Origin of the sequence: Candidatus Thiodiazotropha sp. CDECU1, from assembly GCF_963455295.1 — a bacterium.
Lineage (GTDB): Bacteria > Pseudomonadota > Gammaproteobacteria > Chromatiales > Chromatiaceae > Thiodiazotropha.
Genome location: NZ_OY734020.1, coordinates 501,123 through 518,996, shown reverse-complemented (window position 1 = coordinate 518,996; position 17,874 = coordinate 501,123). Strand labels below are relative to the sequence as shown.

General features: G+C 52.5%; 17 protein-coding genes and 1 pseudogene. 7 read left to right on the top strand and 11 right to left on the bottom strand.

Annotation, left to right across the window (positions count from 1 at the left end):
• Genes R2K28_RS02255 through R2K28_RS02245 form a run of 3 tightly spaced genes read right to left on the bottom strand, consistent with a single transcriptional unit; the run spans window position 1 to window position 2,576 of the window.
• Window positions 1-1,260 carry an ABC transporter permease gene (locus R2K28_RS02255; RefSeq protein ID WP_316367800.1) on the bottom strand — a complete coding sequence of 420 codons (1,260 nt, stop codon included), beginning with the start codon at window positions 1,258-1,260 and terminating at the stop codon, window positions 1-3.
• Window positions 1,260-1,973: an ABC transporter ATP-binding protein gene (locus tag R2K28_RS02250; protein ID WP_316367799.1), complete on the bottom strand. Its 714-nt coding sequence runs from the start codon at window positions 1,971-1,973 to the stop codon at window positions 1,260-1,262. The genes R2K28_RS02255 and R2K28_RS02250 overlap by 1 nt, the downstream gene beginning before the upstream one ends.
• Window positions 1,974-2,009: 36 nt before the next feature.
• Entirely contained in the window at window positions 2,010-2,576 is a 567-nt protein-coding gene (locus R2K28_RS02245; RefSeq protein WP_316367798.1) for a DUF2796 domain-containing protein, read from the bottom strand.
• Window positions 2,577-2,928: 352 nt separating this feature from the next.
• Here R2K28_RS02245 and R2K28_RS02240 point away from each other — a divergent pair, with 352 nt between their 5' ends.
• Entirely contained in the window at window positions 2,929-3,162 is a 234-nt protein-coding gene (locus tag R2K28_RS02240; RefSeq protein ID WP_316367797.1) for a hypothetical protein, read from the top strand.
• 182 nt (window positions 3,163-3,344) lie between these two features.
• On the opposite strand, the gene R2K28_RS02235 is transcribed toward R2K28_RS02240, so the two are convergent.
• The gene (locus R2K28_RS02235; protein WP_316367796.1) at window positions 3,345-3,947 is read right to left on the bottom strand and encodes a TetR/AcrR family transcriptional regulator; all 603 of its coding nucleotides are present in this window, start codon (window positions 3,945-3,947) and stop codon (window positions 3,345-3,347) included.
• A gap of 162 nt (window positions 3,948-4,109) precedes the next feature.
• Here R2K28_RS02235 and R2K28_RS02230 point away from each other — a divergent pair, with 162 nt between their 5' ends.
• Window positions 4,110-4,556, top strand: coding sequence for a DUF2852 domain-containing protein (locus R2K28_RS02230; RefSeq protein ID WP_316367795.1), 447 nt, complete (start codon window positions 4,110-4,112; stop codon window positions 4,554-4,556).
• Between the two features lie 705 nt (window positions 4,557-5,261).
• On the top strand, window positions 5,262-5,789 hold the full coding sequence (locus tag R2K28_RS02225) for a GrpB family protein (RefSeq protein WP_316367794.1): 528 nt from the start codon (window positions 5,262-5,264) through the stop codon (window positions 5,787-5,789).
• A gap of 129 nt (window positions 5,790-5,918) precedes the next feature.
• Here R2K28_RS02225 and R2K28_RS02220 read toward each other — a convergent pair.
• Both R2K28_RS02220 and R2K28_RS02215 read right to left on the bottom strand, forming a co-directional pair.
• Window positions 5,919-6,119 (bottom strand): annotated as a pseudogene (locus tag R2K28_RS02220) (type II toxin-antitoxin system YoeB family toxin).
• Window positions 6,120-6,123: 4 nt separating this feature from the next.
• The gene (locus tag R2K28_RS02215; RefSeq protein WP_316367793.1) at window positions 6,124-6,441 is read right to left on the bottom strand and encodes a type II toxin-antitoxin system Phd/YefM family antitoxin; all 318 of its coding nucleotides are present in this window, start codon (window positions 6,439-6,441) and stop codon (window positions 6,124-6,126) included.
• A 227-nt stretch (window positions 6,442-6,668) separates the two neighbouring features.
• On the opposite strand from R2K28_RS02215, the gene R2K28_RS02210 reads away from it, so the two are divergent.
• The 3 genes from R2K28_RS02210 (at window position 6,669) to R2K28_RS02200 (ending at window position 11,929) form a co-directional block, all read left to right on the top strand.
• The gene (locus R2K28_RS02210; protein ID WP_316367792.1) at window positions 6,669-7,415 is read left to right on the top strand and encodes a dienelactone hydrolase family protein; all 747 of its coding nucleotides are present in this window, start codon (window positions 6,669-6,671) and stop codon (window positions 7,413-7,415) included.
• 285 nt (window positions 7,416-7,700) lie between these two features.
• Window positions 7,701-8,741, top strand: coding sequence for an efflux RND transporter periplasmic adaptor subunit (locus R2K28_RS02205; RefSeq protein WP_316367791.1), 1,041 nt, complete (start codon window positions 7,701-7,703; stop codon window positions 8,739-8,741).
• A 20-nt stretch (window positions 8,742-8,761) separates the two neighbouring features.
• Entirely contained in the window at window positions 8,762-11,929 is a 3,168-nt protein-coding gene (locus R2K28_RS02200; protein WP_316367790.1) for an efflux RND transporter permease subunit, read from the top strand.
• A gap of 169 nt (window positions 11,930-12,098) precedes the next feature.
• On the opposite strand, the gene R2K28_RS02195 is transcribed toward R2K28_RS02200, so the two are convergent.
• The 5 genes from R2K28_RS02195 to R2K28_RS02175 all read right to left on the bottom strand — a co-directional run bounded on the left by R2K28_RS02195 (window position 12,099) and on the right by R2K28_RS02175 (window position 17,044).
• Window positions 12,099-12,998, bottom strand: coding sequence for a peptidoglycan DD-metalloendopeptidase family protein (locus R2K28_RS02195; RefSeq protein ID WP_316367789.1), 900 nt, complete (start codon window positions 12,996-12,998; stop codon window positions 12,099-12,101).
• A gap of 307 nt (window positions 12,999-13,305) precedes the next feature.
• Entirely contained in the window at window positions 13,306-13,797 is a 492-nt protein-coding gene (locus R2K28_RS02190) for a bacterioferritin (protein WP_316367788.1), read from the bottom strand.
• A 196-nt stretch (window positions 13,798-13,993) separates the two neighbouring features.
• The gene (locus tag R2K28_RS02185) at window positions 13,994-14,173 is read right to left on the bottom strand and encodes a VOC family protein (protein WP_316367787.1); all 180 of its coding nucleotides are present in this window, start codon (window positions 14,171-14,173) and stop codon (window positions 13,994-13,996) included.
• Between the two features lie 2 nt (window positions 14,174-14,175).
• Window positions 14,176-15,558 (bottom strand): sigma-54-dependent transcriptional regulator, encoded by a 1,383-nt coding sequence (locus R2K28_RS02180; protein ID WP_316367786.1) that lies wholly within the window; start codon window positions 15,556-15,558, stop codon window positions 14,176-14,178.
• A complete protein-coding gene (locus R2K28_RS02175) occupies window positions 15,551-17,044 on the bottom strand; it encodes a sensor histidine kinase (RefSeq protein WP_316367785.1) in 1,494 nt (497 codons plus the stop codon). Before R2K28_RS02175 ends, R2K28_RS02180 begins: the two co-directional genes overlap by 8 nt.
• 244 nt (window positions 17,045-17,288) lie before the next feature.
• Here R2K28_RS02175 and R2K28_RS02170 point away from each other — a divergent pair, with 244 nt between their 5' ends.
• A complete protein-coding gene (locus tag R2K28_RS02170; RefSeq protein ID WP_316367784.1) occupies window positions 17,289-17,843 on the top strand; it encodes a hypothetical protein in 555 nt (184 codons plus the stop codon).
• Window positions 17,844-17,874: the final 31 nt, after the last annotated feature.

The window sequence follows — 17,874 nt, the reverse complement described above, 5'->3', positions numbered from 1 at the left end:
CTAGATTCGTATGCTCATGCCATCGGCAAGTGAGTAGCGGTAGGCGCGGTAACCGGGTATTAGGCCAATGACCAGAGCGGAAGTTCCGACCAGCCCCAGGATCAACCACTCCCGCATCGATGGAAGGCCGATTGGCAGGTGGAGGCCATACTGGGTCTCGACATAGGTCTGAGCAAGAAGCAGCCCGGCATACAGCAGCAGCAAGCCCAGGGTGATCCCGATCAGGCTGAGCAAGAGACTCTCACCGGTGACCAGAAGCAGGATATGTCCCGGACGCGCCCCCACCGAGCGCAGGATCGCCATCTCGCGCCGGCGCTCGTTGAGACTCGCAAGCATCACCGTCAGGATGCCGATCAGACCAACGGCCACCACCAGTACGGTAATGATAAGCAGGGCGTTTTCCGCCACGCCGATCAGGTCCCAGAGCTGCTGCAGCGCCACCCCTGGCAGCACCGCGAGCAGGGGCTCCTTGCGGTAGTCGTTGATCTCGCGCTGCACCCGAAAGGTGGCGATCTTGCTTTTCAGCCCCACCAGGAAGGCAGTGATCGCCTTCGGCGTCAGGTCCTTCTCAAGGGCCTCTTCAGCACTGACATTGAGGCCTCTCACCTGTCTCCCGGCAACCCAATCCGCATGGATCGCCTGTATGCCCTCGAGCGGTACATGCACGGTACGATCCACCGGCGTGCCCGTGGGTTTGAGTATCCCCACCACCCTGAACGGCTTGTCATCGTGCAGGGTGAAGCTGGTCTTGCCGGCGCCGTGGGCGATCACGATCTCCTGGCCAATTTGATAACCGAGTTCCCCAGCCACCTCATGCCCCAGTACGGCTTGATAGACCTTTTCGAAAGGCTGCCCCTGGCGAAATGACAAGGATCGCTTATTCGCGTACTTGTAGTATTGGAAATAGTCCCGGCTGGTCCCCATCACCCGGTAGCCCAAGTGAGAATCACCCAGTGAGATAGGGATGGTCCATTTCACCATAGGGTGGTCGGCAAACTTTTTATAGCTCCTCCATGAAATATTATTGGTGGCGTCTCCGATGCGGAATACCGAGTAGAGCAGCAGGTTGATAGCGCCGCTGCGCGCGCCGACGACCAGGTCAGTACCGGAGATGGTGTTGGCGAAGCTGTTGCGGGATTCCACCCGCAGTCGTTCCACCCCCAGCAGCAATGAGACACTGAGAGCGATACTCAACAACACCAGGCCCGCGGTAAAGCGGCGATTCAATAGGCTTTTGAATGCAAGAGAGAGAATCGCCATCAGATCGCCCCCTGCCCTGCCCGGTTGACCTCGTCCAGGGTGATATGACGCTCGAACAGGGTCTCGAGCTGGCGGTCATGGCTGACGAAGAGCAGGGTCGAGCCTGTCTCTTCACACTCCTGGAACAACAGCCGGAGAAATGCCTGTCGCATATCGCTGTCGAGGGCAGAGGTCGGTTCATCGGCAATGATGATCCCGGGAGCGCCGATCAAGGCCCGCGCCGTCGCAACACGTTGCTGCTGGCCGACACTCAGTTCGGTTACCGGGCGATCGATGAGATCCTCATCCGCCATATCCAGGTGTGCCAGTAACCGCATGGCTTCATCCTGGAGGCTGTTTCCCGATACTGTCGCTTTCTCTTTGCGCAAACGCGAGAAACGACAAGGCAGGGTAACGTTGTCAAGCACAGAGAGATAGGGAATAAGATTGAACAGTTGGAATATAAAACCGATATGATCGGACCGGTAATGGTCCCTCCTGGCGCTGGAGAGACGGTTGATGGTCTCCCCAAGGATCGCCACATCACCCCCGGTTGGCAGATTCACGCCGGCGAGCAGCGCCAGCAGTGTACTCTTGCCGCTGCCGCTGGCGCCGCGAATAAAGATACGCTCGCCACGAGCCACCTCAAGCGCATCGATGTGCAACACCTCAGGAAGCTCTTTGCGCCATCTGAATCGGAGATCCTTAACCTCTATCGCAGCTGTTTGCGCCATCAGGTTAATCAGGTTTTTGCACGGTGTTAATTACCCCTAGAGTTCCAGAGCACTCTGTCCCGGGGTCAAGTCTATCTTCTGTTGCCCCCGTTTTGAAATGCTCTGCACCTCGATGACCTCGGTACCTGGAAACTGTTCAAAGAGCTTGATGTCAATCTTCTCCAGATGTGAGATCTCCGCGCATCGGAAGTGATAGTGTCCCGTGAAGTTGGAATGAGTCTCTTCTTCATGATCGTGATCCGCATGTTCCGCATGTTCCGCATGTTCCGCAAGAGGTGACTCTACCTCGATAGAAACAGGTTCACATTTGGCCGTGGAGGGGATGCTGAATACCAGGTCCGGTTGCTTCAGGGTGCCAATGGCTGATTCGACTGCCTGGATCTGAGCCTCATCGGCCGGCCTGTGTTCAAAGCCCACGATGTTCATGGCCGGCGTGTGAAATTCAATTTCGAGGGCATCGCCCTCTACGGCGATCATTAACTGCGCCTCACCATGGACATGAGCCTCATGCTGTTCGTGATCCGACTCAGCTGCATGTATTTGGATTGAACTGCCAAGCAGGGAGATTGAAAATACAATAGCTCCAGGATTGATTTTTTTCATATTGCCAAGGCCTCATGTCTAATGGATTAAAATGTTATAACATAACATTATCGTTCAGATACAGCATTTGGTACCACAAGTGCGAAAGAGACCACTACGCATTGAGAGCTGTAATTGGAATGTGACAGTTTCATGAACACATTTCGCTCTCGGTTTATCCGCCTTTGTCGCATTTTTATGTGTCGAGACGCTTTCGGTCTCATTCAGACCAAGCGGAAATTCGCCTCTATAAAAAAAACCAGATAGGACAAACTGTTACCAACCTACAGGGGTGGTAGCCGTATCTCAGGCACTATTAGGGACGAGCTACACTTGAAGTTAAGAGTAAGGCAATATTTCGCAGGGAGACTTTATGGACCTGATGCACATCAAAGCGGAATTCGAGGCGGGCCGACTCAGTGAGGCGGTAACGGAACCCTCGGAACAGAGCGAAGGCTGGCGGCTGCTGTTACATACCGTAAACGGCGAAACACTGGTGTTGACCGATCACTCTGGACGAGAACGGGTCTATCACAGCCTGGACCACGCCACCGAGGTGGGGCTGGATATCGGCTTTGACTCGGTACGCGTGGAGGAGCACTTCTGATACGACCAATCGCCCGACCTGGCCAAACGTGTTCTTAACCCGCTTGCAATCTATTCACTGAACCCGACGTTAGTTTGCCCAGTTAAAGGGGGGACGCAACTATTCAGCCGTTTCCGGCAAATCCCGTCCGGAGCTGGATATGCAGAGTGTTCATTCCTCCATTACCCGGTTCGCGAAGGTAACTATTGCGGAAACACAGGGAGAACCTGTGTCAATACGGCGTTCGCCAACTGTAGCTTATCTTCACGATCTTTCTCCCTGGCGACCGGGCCGTCGACAAACAGACAGGCCAATCCATGCACTGTGGACCAGGCCAGTAACTCATGCGGACTGAAGTCGGATGGATCCTCATCGGCGATGGTCCTGACGAAACCCTCCTGAAGGTAACCGGCCAGACGCTCCGTCGCAACGAGGTAGTCCGAATCCCTTGAGTAGATCATCTCCTCGCGCCACATTGCCCTGAAAAAAGCCGGCTTGGTCAAGGCAAAGCGGACATATGCCATGCAGACAGCATGCAGCGCATCGTCACCCTTTTCCTGCGCCTGCAGCATAGCCGCTTCCATCGCATCGGCGAGCTGATTCAATGCCCGGGTCGCAAACACAGTCAACAGCGCACGCTTGTCCGTATAGTGCCGGAAGGCGGATGCCGGTGAAACCCCGATGCGTTTGGCGCACCCCCGTAGCGTGACCGCCTCAATACCGAACTGCGAGGCGATCTCGTCAACGGCATCGAGCAGTGACTCCGCCAGGTGGCCGTGATGGTAGCGACTGTTTCTCTTCTTCATGATCTATATGTAGCACTAAAAGTGATCATTGTTAACATTTTCTCCCGGAATCCTTGAAATACTCCGCGATTTCATCTAAATTGTAAGTTAACAGCGTTTACATCTGGCCTTGGAATATGTTCCAAGCCACTGTAATCCCTAAATTAATGGAGGATACTGACAATGTCGTCAACTGACTATTCAGCAGCAGACAGGTCACGCGGGTACTGTTTCAATGGCCATATGGGGTCGTGCGGGCGCGGTCACTGGAGCGGTGCGAATATCGTAGCAATGGTGTTGGGATTCATCCTATTTCCGCCATTGGGCTTTATAGTCCTGTTGTGGACAATCCTGGGTCACCCAATCCAGGAGCTTCCCGGTTGGGTGCGCGACAAGTGGAATCAGATGTTCCGAAAAAACAATGCGGGAACATACAAGGATAGTGAAAACATCGTATTCAACGAGTATCAGCAGACACAGTACGATCGCATCCGCGAGATCAAGGAGGAGATCAAGAAGCGGACGGAGGCATTCCGTTCATTTCGCTTCGATGCGAAACGGCGTAAAGACCAGGAAGAGTTCGACGAGTTCATGGCAAACAAGCCTGCAGACAACAATGATGCGCACTGATCGCCTGAGATCCGAGTGCCCTCGTCGATAAATGCCACCCGTGCGAGAAGCAGGGTGGCTCTAGAACATGATTATATTGCAATGCATTAGACTCTTTTCGGCCATAGCAGACGTAGTCATCGATGAGATAACGACGACGGTAGAATAAGAAAAGCTGATATAACCATTTACTCAAGCGACATGCGCAGCGCACGAAAAGAACGTGGGCATGTGATAGACCCACAGAACTCTGCCTGTGAGTTACCAACACTGAGAATCGATCCTATGGCGGTCAGTTGCTTGTAAGTTACTTCCTTTAGAAAATCCGTATAGCATCTATACAGTTCTGAATCGCAGAGCCCGAGTGACGATTTTGGCAGCCTATCATTTCCAACTGTCGTTCGATTTCAGATCCAAATAACCGCTTGATTTCCTGTTTGTTCTAGGCCTTAATTAGGGCATCGATAATCTTTACTCTGCACATATGCGTCTATATAAGTATCAAGTATTTATAGACATTTCTATTAGTTATAGAGCAATCATTAAATGAGGTCAGGGACGATGGTGGGAAAACCGTTTATATTTACTCTCATTATCAAAGCCTCGTGCAGCCTGCCCAGATCAACCAGATTTTTTCTCTTGCTAGACCGATTCGTTCAATCGCATGATAGGCCGCAACTACACTATTAGTAATAGTGAAGAAGCGGTCTAAGGTAATGTTAGGTAATGAAGCAGACTATGCGAATTATAGAAGTTGTTGAATATAACGACGATTGGCCTCGTCTATTTGAGATAGAAAAGCAATTGATAATCTCAAGCCTGCCTATAAAAAATTTATGGATTCACCATATAGGCAGCACAGCTGTAAGTGGCCTTGCGGCTAAACCAATTATTGATATATTGCTAGAGGTAGAAGAAATTGAAATACTGGACGGCTACAATGAAATATTTGAGTCCATCGGTTACGAGTGTAAGGGAGAATTTGGTATTTCGGGACGCCGCTATTTTCAGAAAGGTGAAAGTAAACGGTCGCACCAAATTCATGCATTTAGCAAGAACTCAGAAAATACTATTAGACACATAGCGTTCAAAGAATATTTAATTGCACATCCTACGGTCGCGAAAGAGTATGCAGGTCTTAAATTAGACGTTGCTAAAAATTGCAATAATGATATTGGAGCATACTGTGACGGCAAAGACGAGTTTGTAAAGACGCATGAAAAATATGCAGTAGCGTGGCGTAAAAATGCCTAACAAAAAAGCTGCACGCGGAATTATTTTACTACGCTCATTTTTGTGCATTCCGCTGCGCTACATTTTTTCACAAAAACGCTCTCCGTAAAATAATCCGGTGAGCTTGGCGTTGAACTAAACCGTTATGTCTCATAAAGTGTCGTAGTGACCGCCGATGGCAAAAATATAAATATATGTATCGTCAAACTTATATATGAGCCTGTCTTTTTGGCTAATTCGCCTCGACCAAAAGCCAGTGAGATTATGACGAAGGGCTTCTGGCTACCCCCAAACCTGTCGTTGGATCATCGCGCAACATTTCTTTCAAAATTGCGCAGGTTTTTTGTGCATACGTTTATCGTGTTGTCGCAAATCTTCGTATACGAGCCATGTTTTTCCTTAAAATACTAAGGATCTCATCCATCTGCCCTTCCGTGGGGGTATATCCTTTACCTGCTTTATTGGTTGTACTTGATTCAGCGATCTGGCGCATAAGGCTGGTATTTTGCAAAACGTACAATGTCTCCTGGTCTCGTTCCCAATCTTCTGCGCTCATCACTACAAAATCTGCACCGCTTCGGCGGGTTACACGTAGCAGAAAGTGGTGGTTAACAACTTGTTCTACAAAGGATTTTAATCCTTCTCTAAATTTATTTACTGTGGTGGTGTCCATTGTAGGCGCCTTCGAAATGTACGGTATTGCCGTACAGGCTAGACAAAAAGCCTTAACAATGCCATACACTAAGGACGGTAAAATTCGGCCAGGTTCCGAGTTTGCCTCCTGTGAAGGCGGCCGTTAACGTCCGCTGTCGGGAACCCACTGAGATTCACCTAAATAACCGCTTCGGTCGTGAAAAGGAATATTTCGTCAGCTTATTCTTAATTTAAGGAGGAGAAGTTATGCGCAATAAGATTAAAAATACAGTTGAGGCGCTTTTTCTGTCGCTGATGTTAACCAATGCCGCCTATTGTGAAAGCATGATCTATCATGTCGATGAAAAACCCTATGAGGGATACTACATCTCTCCTGAATCTGACGCCCCGATGGTACTGCTCATCCATGACTGGGATGGATTAACTGACTATGAAATCAAACGGGCCAACATGCTGGCCGATATGGGGTATGCAGTATTTGCCGCTGATCTGTTCGGTGCAGGGGTAAGGCCAAAAGAAGTGACGGATAAACGCCAACATACCGGAGAACTCTATAAAGACCGGAAGAAAATGCGCATGCTGATGAACAGCGCTCTGGAAAAAGCTACCGAACTTGGAGCAAATACGGACAATGCCGTTGCGATGGGTTATTGTTTTGGCGGTGCGGCCGTGTTGGAGCTGGCCCGGTCCGGAGTGGGTCTGAAGGGTTTTGCCACTTTTCATGGCGGATTGAAAACACCGAGCGGCCAGGACTATTCGACTACCCGGGGTGAGATTCTGGTGATGCATGGCAGTGCCGACAGCAATATCCCCATGGACCAGTTTGCGTCACTGGCAAATGAGTTGGAAGCGGCAGGAATCAGTCACCAAATGGTTACCTACAGCGGAGCACCGCACGCTTTCACTGTATTTGGATCCGATCGATACCGGGAGGAGGCAGACCGCAAATCATGGGCGCTTTTCAGCCAATTCCTGAAGGAGAAGCTGCACTGATTTGCCTCAAGTTTTCATCGGCCAGGGAGCAATCTAGTGTGGTGCGTCATACTAGACACAAATGTCAGCTGGACTCAGCTGATTTCAGCAGACGGGAGATATTTAAAACGATTAAGTCCATGAGAAATCAAATTATTCCATTAGCAAAACAAGGCTCTATTTTCGAGCTTCGGTGATATATTTATGAAGTCATATCATTGTTCCCCCGGCCAAGGTCATATGGATATTCCGCAACAAAATCGGTACCAGACAGGTCTCTTTGTTTTGAGACGATTCTTGGCGTTAATGGCATTCATTTGCGCGAACCCAGCATTTGCTCAACAGAGCGGTCCGATGGTTCTGGTGGATTCAGCCGAGGAGGTCGCTCTAATCGAAGAGGTTCCAATAACCGGCAGCGTAGTCTCGGCACGTATTGCCAAACTATCGACTGAGGTGAGCGGTATCGTTGAGCGTATCTCAATCGAGATAGGCGACCAGGTGCGGGCCGGTGATGAAATCCTGCAGCTCAACTCGGAGCTGGACAGGCTTTCCCTGGCGGCGGCTCGCGCGGCAACGGAAAGTGCGATCCAGGAATTGGAGGACGCCAAGCGCCGTTTGAACGATGCCAAGGTGCTGGCCAAGCGCCACAGCGTGTCGGTCAATGAAATCGAGTCGCTGGCGGCTGAGGTTCGCATTGACAGTGCTGGAGTAAAGCGTTTCCAGGCAGAGCAGCAACGCCAGGCGGCGCAACTGAAACGACACAGGCTGATAGCGCCTTTCGCCGGCGTCATCAGTCGCAGACTGGTCGAACAGGGCGAATGGATTCAGCCGGGTGACACCGTCGCCGAATTGATCGCTACTGAGGGACTGCGCATCGATTTCCAGGTCCCGCAGTCCGTTTACGCCAAACTGGATAAGTCCACCAAGATCCTAATCAGCTTGGATGCGCTGCCTGGGCGAACATTTGATGGCGTGATCGAAACTATTGTCCCGGTCACCGACCCCGGCACTCGCACCTTTCTGATTCGGGCAACGCTGGACGATCTCCAGGTGAAGCTGGCGCCGGGAATGTCTGCCAGTGCGGTGCTGCGATTGAATACCGGGACTCGAGGTGTCGTGATTCATCGTGATGCATTGATACGCTACCCAGACGGTCGTGTCACCGTTTGGGCGGTCAATCAGAAAGGAGAAAGCGCCACGGTCTCTGAACAACAGGTTCAAACCGGTTTGAGTTTCAACGGCAAGGTCACTATCACCAACGGCTTGGCCGCCGATACCACCGTTGTAGTGCAAGGCAATGAAGCGTTGCGCGACGGGCAGCGTGTGATCATCAAGGGTGAGGAATAAAGAGGCCACTGGAAAGAGTCATGTTCGAAGCCATGGTCAAACACGGAATTCTGATCGCTGTGGGCACGCTCATCGTGGTCGTGCTGGGGATCGTCGCCGCCTTGAAAATACCGGTGCAAATGATCCCCGATCTGGAGGTTCGCACCATCTCCATCCGCACCAACTGGCCAGGCGCTACTCCGCAGGATGTCGAGAAAGAGGTTCTCATCGAACAGGAAGAGCACTTGCGCAGCGTGCGCGGACTGCAGCGCATCGTCTCCTCCGCCTCCTTTGGTCGCGCCCATGTCGAACTGGAGTTCCCATTCGGTATTAACCTTAACGATACCCTGATCGAAGTAATCAACGCGCTGAGCCGCGTGCCCTCTTATCCCAATAACGTGGATGAACCGCGCATCTACGCCACCTCCTTTTCAGCCAACTCCTTCATGTATTTCCGGGTTACGCCCTTACCGGGCAATCCGCGCAACCTGAACATGATCCCCATGCAGGATTTCATACGGGACCATGTGGCCGTGCGAATGGAAACGGTGCCAGGCGTGTCGGAAATCTCTGTCTACGGCGGTGCCGAACGACAAATTCAGATACTGGTCGATCCTGCTCGACTCGCCGAACGCAATCTCACCGTGGCGCAAGTGCGCTATGCCATTCAACAGCGAAATCGTGACGTCTCCGGCGGCGAGATCGAATCAGGCAAACGGCGTTATCTGCTGCGTACCATCGGGCGTGTTCGTGACGTCGAAGATCTGAAAGAGGTGATTATTGACCATGAGGGTGATGCCCTGACCCGTCTCGGTGAGATTGCGGAGATTCGGCTCGGCCATTTCGAGATCACCCGTTACTCTTATACGGACGGCAGTCCGGTGATCGGCATGTCGGTACGACGTCAAGCAGGTTCCAATGTCATTGACATCAAGCGCGCCATGATGCCGGAGGTTGAGGCCATAAACGAAGAGGTGCTCAAACCCGCGGGCATGCAGATGTTTCTAGTGGCGGATGACGTGGGTTATGTAGAGGCCTCGATCCATAACGTCTGGACGAATCTGCTTATCGGGGCAATATTGGCCAGTATCGTCATGTTTCTGTTCCTGCGCACAGGCAAGGCGACACTGATCGGGGTGATGGGCATACCAATCTGTACCATCGCCGCTTTTACGGGCCTCATCCTGGCGGATCGCACCATCAATGTCATCTCATTGGCCGGGGTGGCTTTCGCCATCGGCATGACTCTGGATAACAGTATCGTGGTGCTGGAAAGCATCGAACTGTCATGGCGCAAGGGGCTGGACCGATGGCAGGCTGCCGTTGACGGGGTGCGCAAGGTCTGGCCAGCGGTGCTCGCCTCGACCCTGACCACGGTGCTGGTATTCGTGCCCATCGTGTTTATCGCCGAAGAGGCGGGGCAGTTGTATTCCGATGTAGCCATCGCCATCTCTGCTTCCATCATTGCCTCCATGCTGGTGGCGATTGCCGTGATACCTGCGGCAGCCGCACACGTCTTTAGGGGCAGTCAGGGCCATCGGTCTGCAACCAAGGTGGGTTGGAGGGAATTTCTGATCAGGCGTGTCGAATGGATAGTCGGGACACGCATGCATCAGTTGGGCGTCATCGCGGTGGTGATCGGTATCTGTGGCGCAATCATCGTCTACCTCACACCTCCCGCTGAATACCTGCCGGAAGGAGAGGAGCCGAAGCTGTTTGCCAGCATGAGTCCGCCCACCGGCTACAATCTCGAAACCATGACGCGCATCGGCCATGAAGTGCAGGAGTATTTCATGCCCTTCCTGGAGCACGACCCGAGCCGATTTGACCGTGGCGAGACCGAGGTGCCGGCCATGGCCTATTTCAATCTGAGTATTCAGGCCACCCGCCTGCGCATCATCGCTCAGCCAAAGGACCCCAATCATATCAAGCCGCTGATGGATGCCATTGATAGGCAGTATGAAAAGTATGTCGGTATGCGTTCGTTCGTATCACGCGGCTCCATCATAACCAGCAATAGCGGCGGTACTCGCAGTATAAACCTCGACATCTCAGGCCCCTCCCTGCAGACCATCTATGCGGTTGCCGCAAGCGCCGAATCCCGCGCCAAGCAAGTTTTCGAAAAACCGAGGGTCCGCTCGCAACCCGCTTCGTTGACCCTCTCTCAACCCTTGATCGAGATCAAGCCTAACTGGGAACGGCTGGCGCAGTCCGGTATATCCAATGCCGACATTGGATTCACCATCGCCGCCATGACCGACGGCGCCTTTGTCGATGAGTTCTTTCTTGAAGATGACAAGATCGATATCTATCTCTACAGCAGTGCGGGTAACAATGCCTCGCTGGAAAGCCTGGATAGTCTGCCGGTCTATACTCCTACCAATGCCGTGGTGCCTCTGGCATCGCTGGCGAGAATAGTGGAGTCAGTCGACACCAGCAACATCCGCCGCGTGAATGGAAAACGCACCGTAACCCTGAGCATCATACCGCCAGACAACATCGCCTTGGAGACGGGACTGGAGATCGTCAAACGCGACGTGGTTACATACCTGCTGGATAGCGGCGCCGTACCCAGCAATGTAAAAATCATCATCTCCGGCGCCAGCGACCAATTGCAGGCCACCCGCGAATCACTTACCGCCAACTACCTGGTGGCCCTCGTCATTATCTATCTGGTCCTGGTCGCTATCTTTTCCCACTGGGGTTATCCCTTGTTGATCATGACCACTATTCCGCTGGGAATCGCTTCCGGACTTGTTGGGCTCTGGTTGATGAACCAGATCGGCGCCTGGCTGCCAGCCATCGGCTACCCGGCAATGAGCCAACCGTTCGATATGATCACTATGCTTGGTTTTCTCATCCTTATGGGTACCGTGGTCAACAACCCCATCCTGATCGTGCATCAGGCCATGGTCAATGTCCGGGAACACAACATGGCGGCACGGCAGGCCGTGCGCGATGCGGTCGCCATACGCCTAAGGCCCATCGCCATGACTACATTGACGACCGTATGCGGATTGGCGCCGCTTGTCCTGATCCCAGGCGAGGGTACTGAACTCTATCGTGGTGTTGGTGTAATAGTGCTGTGCGGGCTGGTTGGAACCGCGTTCGTTACCTTGACGTTCTTGCCTGCATTAATCATGGCCGCTCTGTTTTTTCGTCGTTTACCAAAAGCAACTGGCAGCACTGAGTCAGGATCAGCCCTCTAGACCTGGAAAGTCTGTTAAAAGAAGAGCATATTCTTGGGTATTTTCAATTATTTTCACTTAGGGCCTGTTAGTCTATCTCGGTGTTTTTTTATTAACCGGTACGCTCAAGATCGAGTCTATGAGGGGAAAATGCAGGTATAGAGGAGAAAGTGTGGAGATGCCGGCGGGGCTAACGGGAACAGGTATAGGGCCAGATCATGCGTGTGTCAGCCGGGTGCAACTCTCCATTTTCCAACATATAGGAGATTCGAACAGCCTTCTCACTCTTAGGCAGGGCCGACATGCTTATTGAATCAACGGGCATGGATTTGCGAAAAAGTGCATTCGGGTCCATCCAGTGCGCATCGAAAGGGATCACCATATTACCGTTGTCATAATATTTCTCACTGCCGGAGTAGAGGATATCGAAATGGAGTACCGGTCGGCGGGACTTCCTGCAGATTTCATGTTTCAACTCACAGCCCAAAACCCCGGTGTTGCCGGTGGTGCCGATAACATCGCCCATCTTCAGGCGCTGTCCTACCTGGACATCGGGCATACGTTGAAAATGGGTGTAGCGACTGTAGAGATAGAGGGGCAGACCACTCTCTCCGGGAGTATGTCGCATCACTACCTCGATACCGCGAGGGCTTTGCTTACCCGCATAGACTGCAATCACCTCACCATCCATCACCGCATGGATGGGGGTGCCGAAGGGAGCGGGAATATCGACGCCACCATGGTAGGCCTGCTTGGGGCGGAATTGTGAGTAATCCATGGCATACCAGTGATCGATACCACGACATGAGACATCCTCACCCCACACAGGGTAAAGCCCGGTTTCGATCAAACCACGATCCTTCAGGTCCTGCACACTGTCATGACGGCCGCGGCGGATGGCGCTGATGGAAACCGCATCCGGCAGTTCGATACCGCTTTTCGGATCAGGCGCTTTTTCACCCAAACGGATCTGCAGTTCGTCAAAGGATATGACACCGTCCCCATCCAGATCGACCTTGTCGAAAATCCGTTTCTTGCGCCACTCCTCGCGGCTGATGCTTGCATCGCCGTTACGATCCAGTTTTGACATTATTCCCGCGGCTGTCTTTTGTGCGCAAACCTCTGCCGACAGTGAGGCGAGAATGAATATAAACAGTAACTTTAGTGCAGTTGAAGGACTACAACTCAAGGTAATATTCTGTTCCATCCCGTATCACCTCAGACCTTGCCTTATTGAGACTGTAGAATGTTCGTCATGCCGGAATCCAGAATCTGGGCACACAGAAATATGAGCCAAGTGACTAACATACTCAAGGTTGCCTGATCTGACACCCTCTGTCGTTTTCAGCACAGACCGCTACGCCTGAATTTTGGCAGGACGAGCTCCCTCGACTGCCTCACTCTTGCGGGGCGACCGAGGCCTTGCTCCGCTCCATGACCTGCTGCGCCAGGTAGCTTTCCCCAAAGCGCTTCACGTTATCGCTTTCACTGTCGAACTGACCGAAGTGGCGCTCTTCATCCATCACCAGATCCTCGAACAGCTTTTTGGTGGCGGAGTCCGCATGGCTGGCGCACTCGAGGGCGAAGCCGTTGTACATCTTGATCGCAGACTGCTCGGATTTGTCGGCCCATTCCAGCATCGCCTTCACATCCTGGATCGGCTCCACCTTTTGCGCCGCCTGCATCACCACATCCCCCTTGAGAAACAGGATCCGGTCTGCCAGACGCTCGATATGCATCATCTCCTCGATAGCGGTTCGCTTGAACAGGGCCGACAGCAGTTCGATGCCCTGGTCATCGCAGTGGAAGTGGAAGTACATATATTGATGGACCGCCGTCAGTTCATCGGCCACGGCCTGATTCAACAGTTCGATGCTCTTTTCGTACATTTTGAATTCACTTCCTTAAAAAACTATTCAGCAGAGAGAATACAACATCTGCTCCAGGATGGAATACTCATTTTCGGGTGTTATCTCTCTGTATCGTATTGCGCTACCTGTATGAGATTTCCGTCAGGATCTCTGAAGTAGAATGACAGGATGCCGCCCTTAGCCCCTGTACGCTTTATGGGGCCTTATATGATTTCTACCCCGTAGGCTTTGACATGAGCCATCGCCTCTTTGAGGTCTGTATTGGAAATGAAAGCGCCACCCTGCCTTTTGCAAAAGCCTCTTTGGTCATACCCATCACCGACCCATAGAACTCAACGGTTTTGTCTATATCCTTGACTGTCAGTACGATGTGATCGATGCGATTGATCTTCATATTCAATTCTGTTGTTCCCCTTCCATGCCATACTTCTTCAGTTTGCGCCACAAGGAAACACGATCGATGCCTAGCGCCTTTGCCGCCTGGGTGCGATTCTGGCCACTGCGTTCGAGTACATACTTGATATAGTCTACCTCCCGTTCGGCCAGGGTGGGCAGGCGCCCCGATTCTTCCCGCACCACATGGATCGCTCTATCCACCAGGGCCGGGGGGAAATTGGCGGTTGTCAGTAAACGATCATTGGCGAGGGTGACCGCTCGTTCGATGATGTTCTCCAGTTCACGGATGTTCCCCGGATAATCGTAATCGTTCAGCACCGCCAATGCCTCGGGGTCTATATCATCCGTCATGCGTCCTATTCTGGCCGCATGCTTGCGCATAAAGTAGAAGGCGAGCAGAGGAATGTCGTCCTTGCGTTCCGCCAAAGGCGGCAGGTGCAGTTCCACTACGTCGAGGCGGTAGTAGAGATCCTGGCGAAAGCGGCCCGCGGCAACCTCTTTTTGCAGGTCGCGATGGGTGGCGGTTATCAGGTGGATATCCACCGCGCGTGCACTGGTCGAGCCCAGGCGCTGTACCTCACGTTCCTGAATCACACGCAACAGCTTGACCTGCATCGAGAGGGACATTTCCGCAATTTCATCGAGAAACAGCGTGCCGCCATGGGCCGCCTCGATCAGCCCCTGCTTCGCTTCATTGGCGCCGGTATAGGCCCCCTTCTCATGACCGAAGAGTTCGTTGGCCAACAGGTCTTCCTGCAGCGCGCCGCAGTTGACGGCCATGAAGGTATCCTTGTCGCGGCCACTGTGGTTATGTATGTATCGGGCCAACAGCTCCTTGCCTGTGCCGCTCTCTCCGGTAATCAGGATATTGGTGTCGCTTGGCGCAACCTGTCTCGCCATCTCCATCAGGCGCTGCATGATGGCATTCTGGGTGATGATGGACGGCTCGGGATGGTTACTGTTGAGTTGCTCCTTCAACTGCCGGTTCTCCCTTTTCAAACTGACCAGCTCCAGGGCGTTGCGAACAACCTCGCGCACCTCATCCAGGCGAAAGGGTTTGGCAATATAGTGAAACGCTCCCGCCTTCATGGCGGCCACGGCGGAGTCTACGGTGGCATAGCCTGTTATCAACACCACGGCAACCTCCGGGTCCAGCTCTTTGGCGCGTTTAAGCACAGCCATACCATCGACCTTTTCCATCTGCAGATCGGTAAGCACCAGATCGAAACGATCCTTCTCCAGGGCGTCGACGGCCCCCGCGCCGCTGGTGCGCGTGGTTACCTCATAGCCCTGCTTGCGGCATACATGGGCCAGATTTTCAACAGCGGTCTCCTCGTCATCGACTATGAGGATGCTGGCCTTCTCCGTTAATGCCTCAGTCATTTGCCTGCTCCTCACCGGGGAACAGCACGATTACCTTGGTCCCTTCCCCGGCACGGGAAGCGATAGCCAGGCAGCCGTCATGTTCCCGCACTATCTCCTGAATGATGAACATACCCAGTCCGACACCCTTCCCGGGTTCGCTGGTTGTAAAAAAGGGATCGAATACCTTTGGCAGGGTCTCTTGCGGGATGCCAGGCCCATCGTCGACAACCAATATCTCGACAAAGGGACCAGCGTGATCGGAAACACATGTAAGACTCCCCGCCACCTCAGCCCCCTCGGGTATCATGGAGCCGCCATTATCGCGCTGTATGGCACTGATCTTCACATGCACACCCTTACCTGCAGCATGCAGCGCATTCTGTATCAGGTTGATAAACATCTGTTGAATACGCTGTTTATCCACCACCAGGACCAGCTCATCCGGAATATTCACAGTCAACTTCGCTGAGTGTTGCAACAGCGCCTTTCCAATCAGGGATTGGGTTTCATTCACCAGATCCAGCAGTTTGATCCTGTTCTTTTGAAATACCTTTTGGCTGCCGAAATCGAGCATGGTGCGAACGATGTTCTTGCCACGTTCAGTCTCACTGTCGATCTGCTTCAACCAGGTGCGGAGTTGCTCGGGGTCGGCGTCTGCTTCTTCAAACTCCTCCATCAGCAACTGCGTGGAAGAGGAAATATTCGACAGCGGATTATTCAACTCATGCGCCACACCCGATGCCAGAATCCCCAGTGACGCCAATTTTTCGCTCTGCAGCATTCGCCTCTGACGGATCTCCAACTCCTTGAGCATGCCATTGAATGCATCGGTAAATGTGATGAACTCACGATCATCGGACGGTGGCTGGAGATGATTGAAACGCCCATCGGCTATCGGTTTCAAGTATGACTCCAATCTTTTCAGGGGCAGCAGAACCACACGTTTGGCTCGATGCCCAACGATATAGATAGCAAGCCCGATGATGGGCAGGAATATAAGTAAAAACCATCGGGACTCCTTCACAGCGGCTTCGAGCATGCTGCGTTCCTGCTTGGACAGGAACTCGACGGTGATGTAGATCTGGTGTCCGAGTGTCCTGATATCGTCTTCAATCTGCTGTTGATCGACGCGGGATGTCTGCTCCCAATCACCCAGCTTGCCGCGGTAGGCCTGCAGAGTTGCGATCAAGTCAGAAGGGGCCGATTGCTGCATAAGCGCGGCCAATGATACTTCATAGGCGCGCACAACCTGCAAGGATGACTTGGCATATTCATCTGCCCTCAAGCGCGCCTGCCTGTCTGCATAGAGGAAGAGGTTTTTCTCCTCTCTGCGCATCTCAGAAACAGCATTCCGCAGATCCGATACCACCTCACCCTCCCTGATCTGGCGCTGCAGAAACAACAGATCGAGAAAGGCGATCACCGCAAGCACCAGGGTGCCGAGAACCAGGGCGATATACACAGTGGTGATCTTGCCCTGCAAACTGGAGAGATCAAAAGTCATCGCTATTACAAATCGCAATACACTGTTTCAAAATGAAACAACTATAGCAAATCGCATTGATTCCCGCACGCCCCCGGCATTTACCATGAAATTGCCTCAAACCCTGCAGATAAGCATTGCATTTTGCAACACACCCCTCCATTAAAGCAATAATAACCAACCAACTATCAATAAGTTACATGCCTTATAAATTGGCACACCTATTGCGATTACCTGTGACAACGAATACTTGGAATCTGTACCCATGACCAAATTAAGCGATGACCTGAAACGCATGTTGACCAGCCTGGCATACCAGGATGCGGGGGAGTTTTTATCCACACGAGACAAAATGAAGGCGCTCGGTATCACCGCAAAACCGAATGATGCCGGTTCCTCACCCGCCCTGAAGATGGTCTCAAAGCCCGCTTCCGACCGAATCGCATTTATCAGTGACGGCAGAGGTCGCGGAGCACCCCTCGATTACGCCATTGACACCTGTTTACGGCTAGGGGCAAGAATCGATCTGCTCATTCATTCCGCAGATGATAAAACAGAGATCACAGCATTGGAGGATCGGATCAGGTCCACCGGTCTCTACTGCCAGACCATCCAGCTAAGTGCTGAACCTGTGGGTGACATCCTCAACTACATTCACAACCAACCTTCAATCGTTTCCATCGTGGCGATGCCGGATGACGCTGCAGCCAAGCGAATCGTCGAAAAGATGATACCCGGGCATAGTGGGCACATAGATGTACCGCTGGTGCTCATAGGAGATCGTTCATCCCCACGCCCTTCCAAGCAATCAGCAGCCTGACAACCAAGAAGTACCAGCATGAATCAAACGA

Coding starts and splice junctions, on each gene's coding strand:
- R2K28_RS02255 (WP_316367800.1), bottom strand. CDS start 1,260: ATGGCGATTCTCTCTCTTGCATTCAAAAGCCTATTGAATCGCCGCTTT.
- R2K28_RS02250 (WP_316367799.1), bottom strand. CDS start 1,973: ATGGCGCAAACAGCTGCGATAGAGGTTAAGGATCTCCGATTCAGATGG.
- R2K28_RS02245 (WP_316367798.1), bottom strand. CDS start 2,576: ATGAAAAAAATCAATCCTGGAGCTATTGTATTTTCAATCTCCCTGCTT.
- R2K28_RS02240 (WP_316367797.1), top strand. CDS start 2,929: ATGGACCTGATGCACATCAAAGCGGAATTCGAGGCGGGCCGACTCAGT.
- R2K28_RS02235 (WP_316367796.1), bottom strand. CDS start 3,947: ATGAAGAAGAGAAACAGTCGCTACCATCACGGCCACCTGGCGGAGTCA.
- R2K28_RS02230 (WP_316367795.1), top strand. CDS start 4,110: ATGTCGTCAACTGACTATTCAGCAGCAGACAGGTCACGCGGGTACTGT.
- R2K28_RS02225 (WP_316367794.1), top strand. CDS start 5,262: ATGAAGCAGACTATGCGAATTATAGAAGTTGTTGAATATAACGACGAT.
- R2K28_RS02215 (WP_316367793.1), bottom strand. CDS start 6,441: ATGGACACCACCACAGTAAATAAATTTAGAGAAGGATTAAAATCCTTT.
- R2K28_RS02210 (WP_316367792.1), top strand. CDS start 6,669: ATGCGCAATAAGATTAAAAATACAGTTGAGGCGCTTTTTCTGTCGCTG.
- R2K28_RS02205 (WP_316367791.1), top strand. CDS start 7,701: ATGGCATTCATTTGCGCGAACCCAGCATTTGCTCAACAGAGCGGTCCG.
- R2K28_RS02200 (WP_316367790.1), top strand. CDS start 8,762: ATGTTCGAAGCCATGGTCAAACACGGAATTCTGATCGCTGTGGGCACG.
- R2K28_RS02195 (WP_316367789.1), bottom strand. CDS start 12,998: ATGTCAAAACTGGATCGTAACGGCGATGCAAGCATCAGCCGCGAGGAG.
- R2K28_RS02190 (WP_316367788.1), bottom strand. CDS start 13,797: ATGTACGAAAAGAGCATCGAACTGTTGAATCAGGCCGTGGCCGATGAA.
- R2K28_RS02185 (WP_316367787.1), bottom strand. CDS start 14,173: ATGAAGATCAATCGCATCGATCACATCGTACTGACAGTCAAGGATATA.
- R2K28_RS02180 (WP_316367786.1), bottom strand. CDS start 15,558: ATGACTGAGGCATTAACGGAGAAGGCCAGCATCCTCATAGTCGATGAC.
- R2K28_RS02175 (WP_316367785.1), bottom strand. CDS start 17,044: ATGACTTTTGATCTCTCCAGTTTGCAGGGCAAGATCACCACTGTGTAT.
- R2K28_RS02170 (WP_316367784.1), top strand. CDS start 17,289: ATGACCAAATTAAGCGATGACCTGAAACGCATGTTGACCAGCCTGGCA.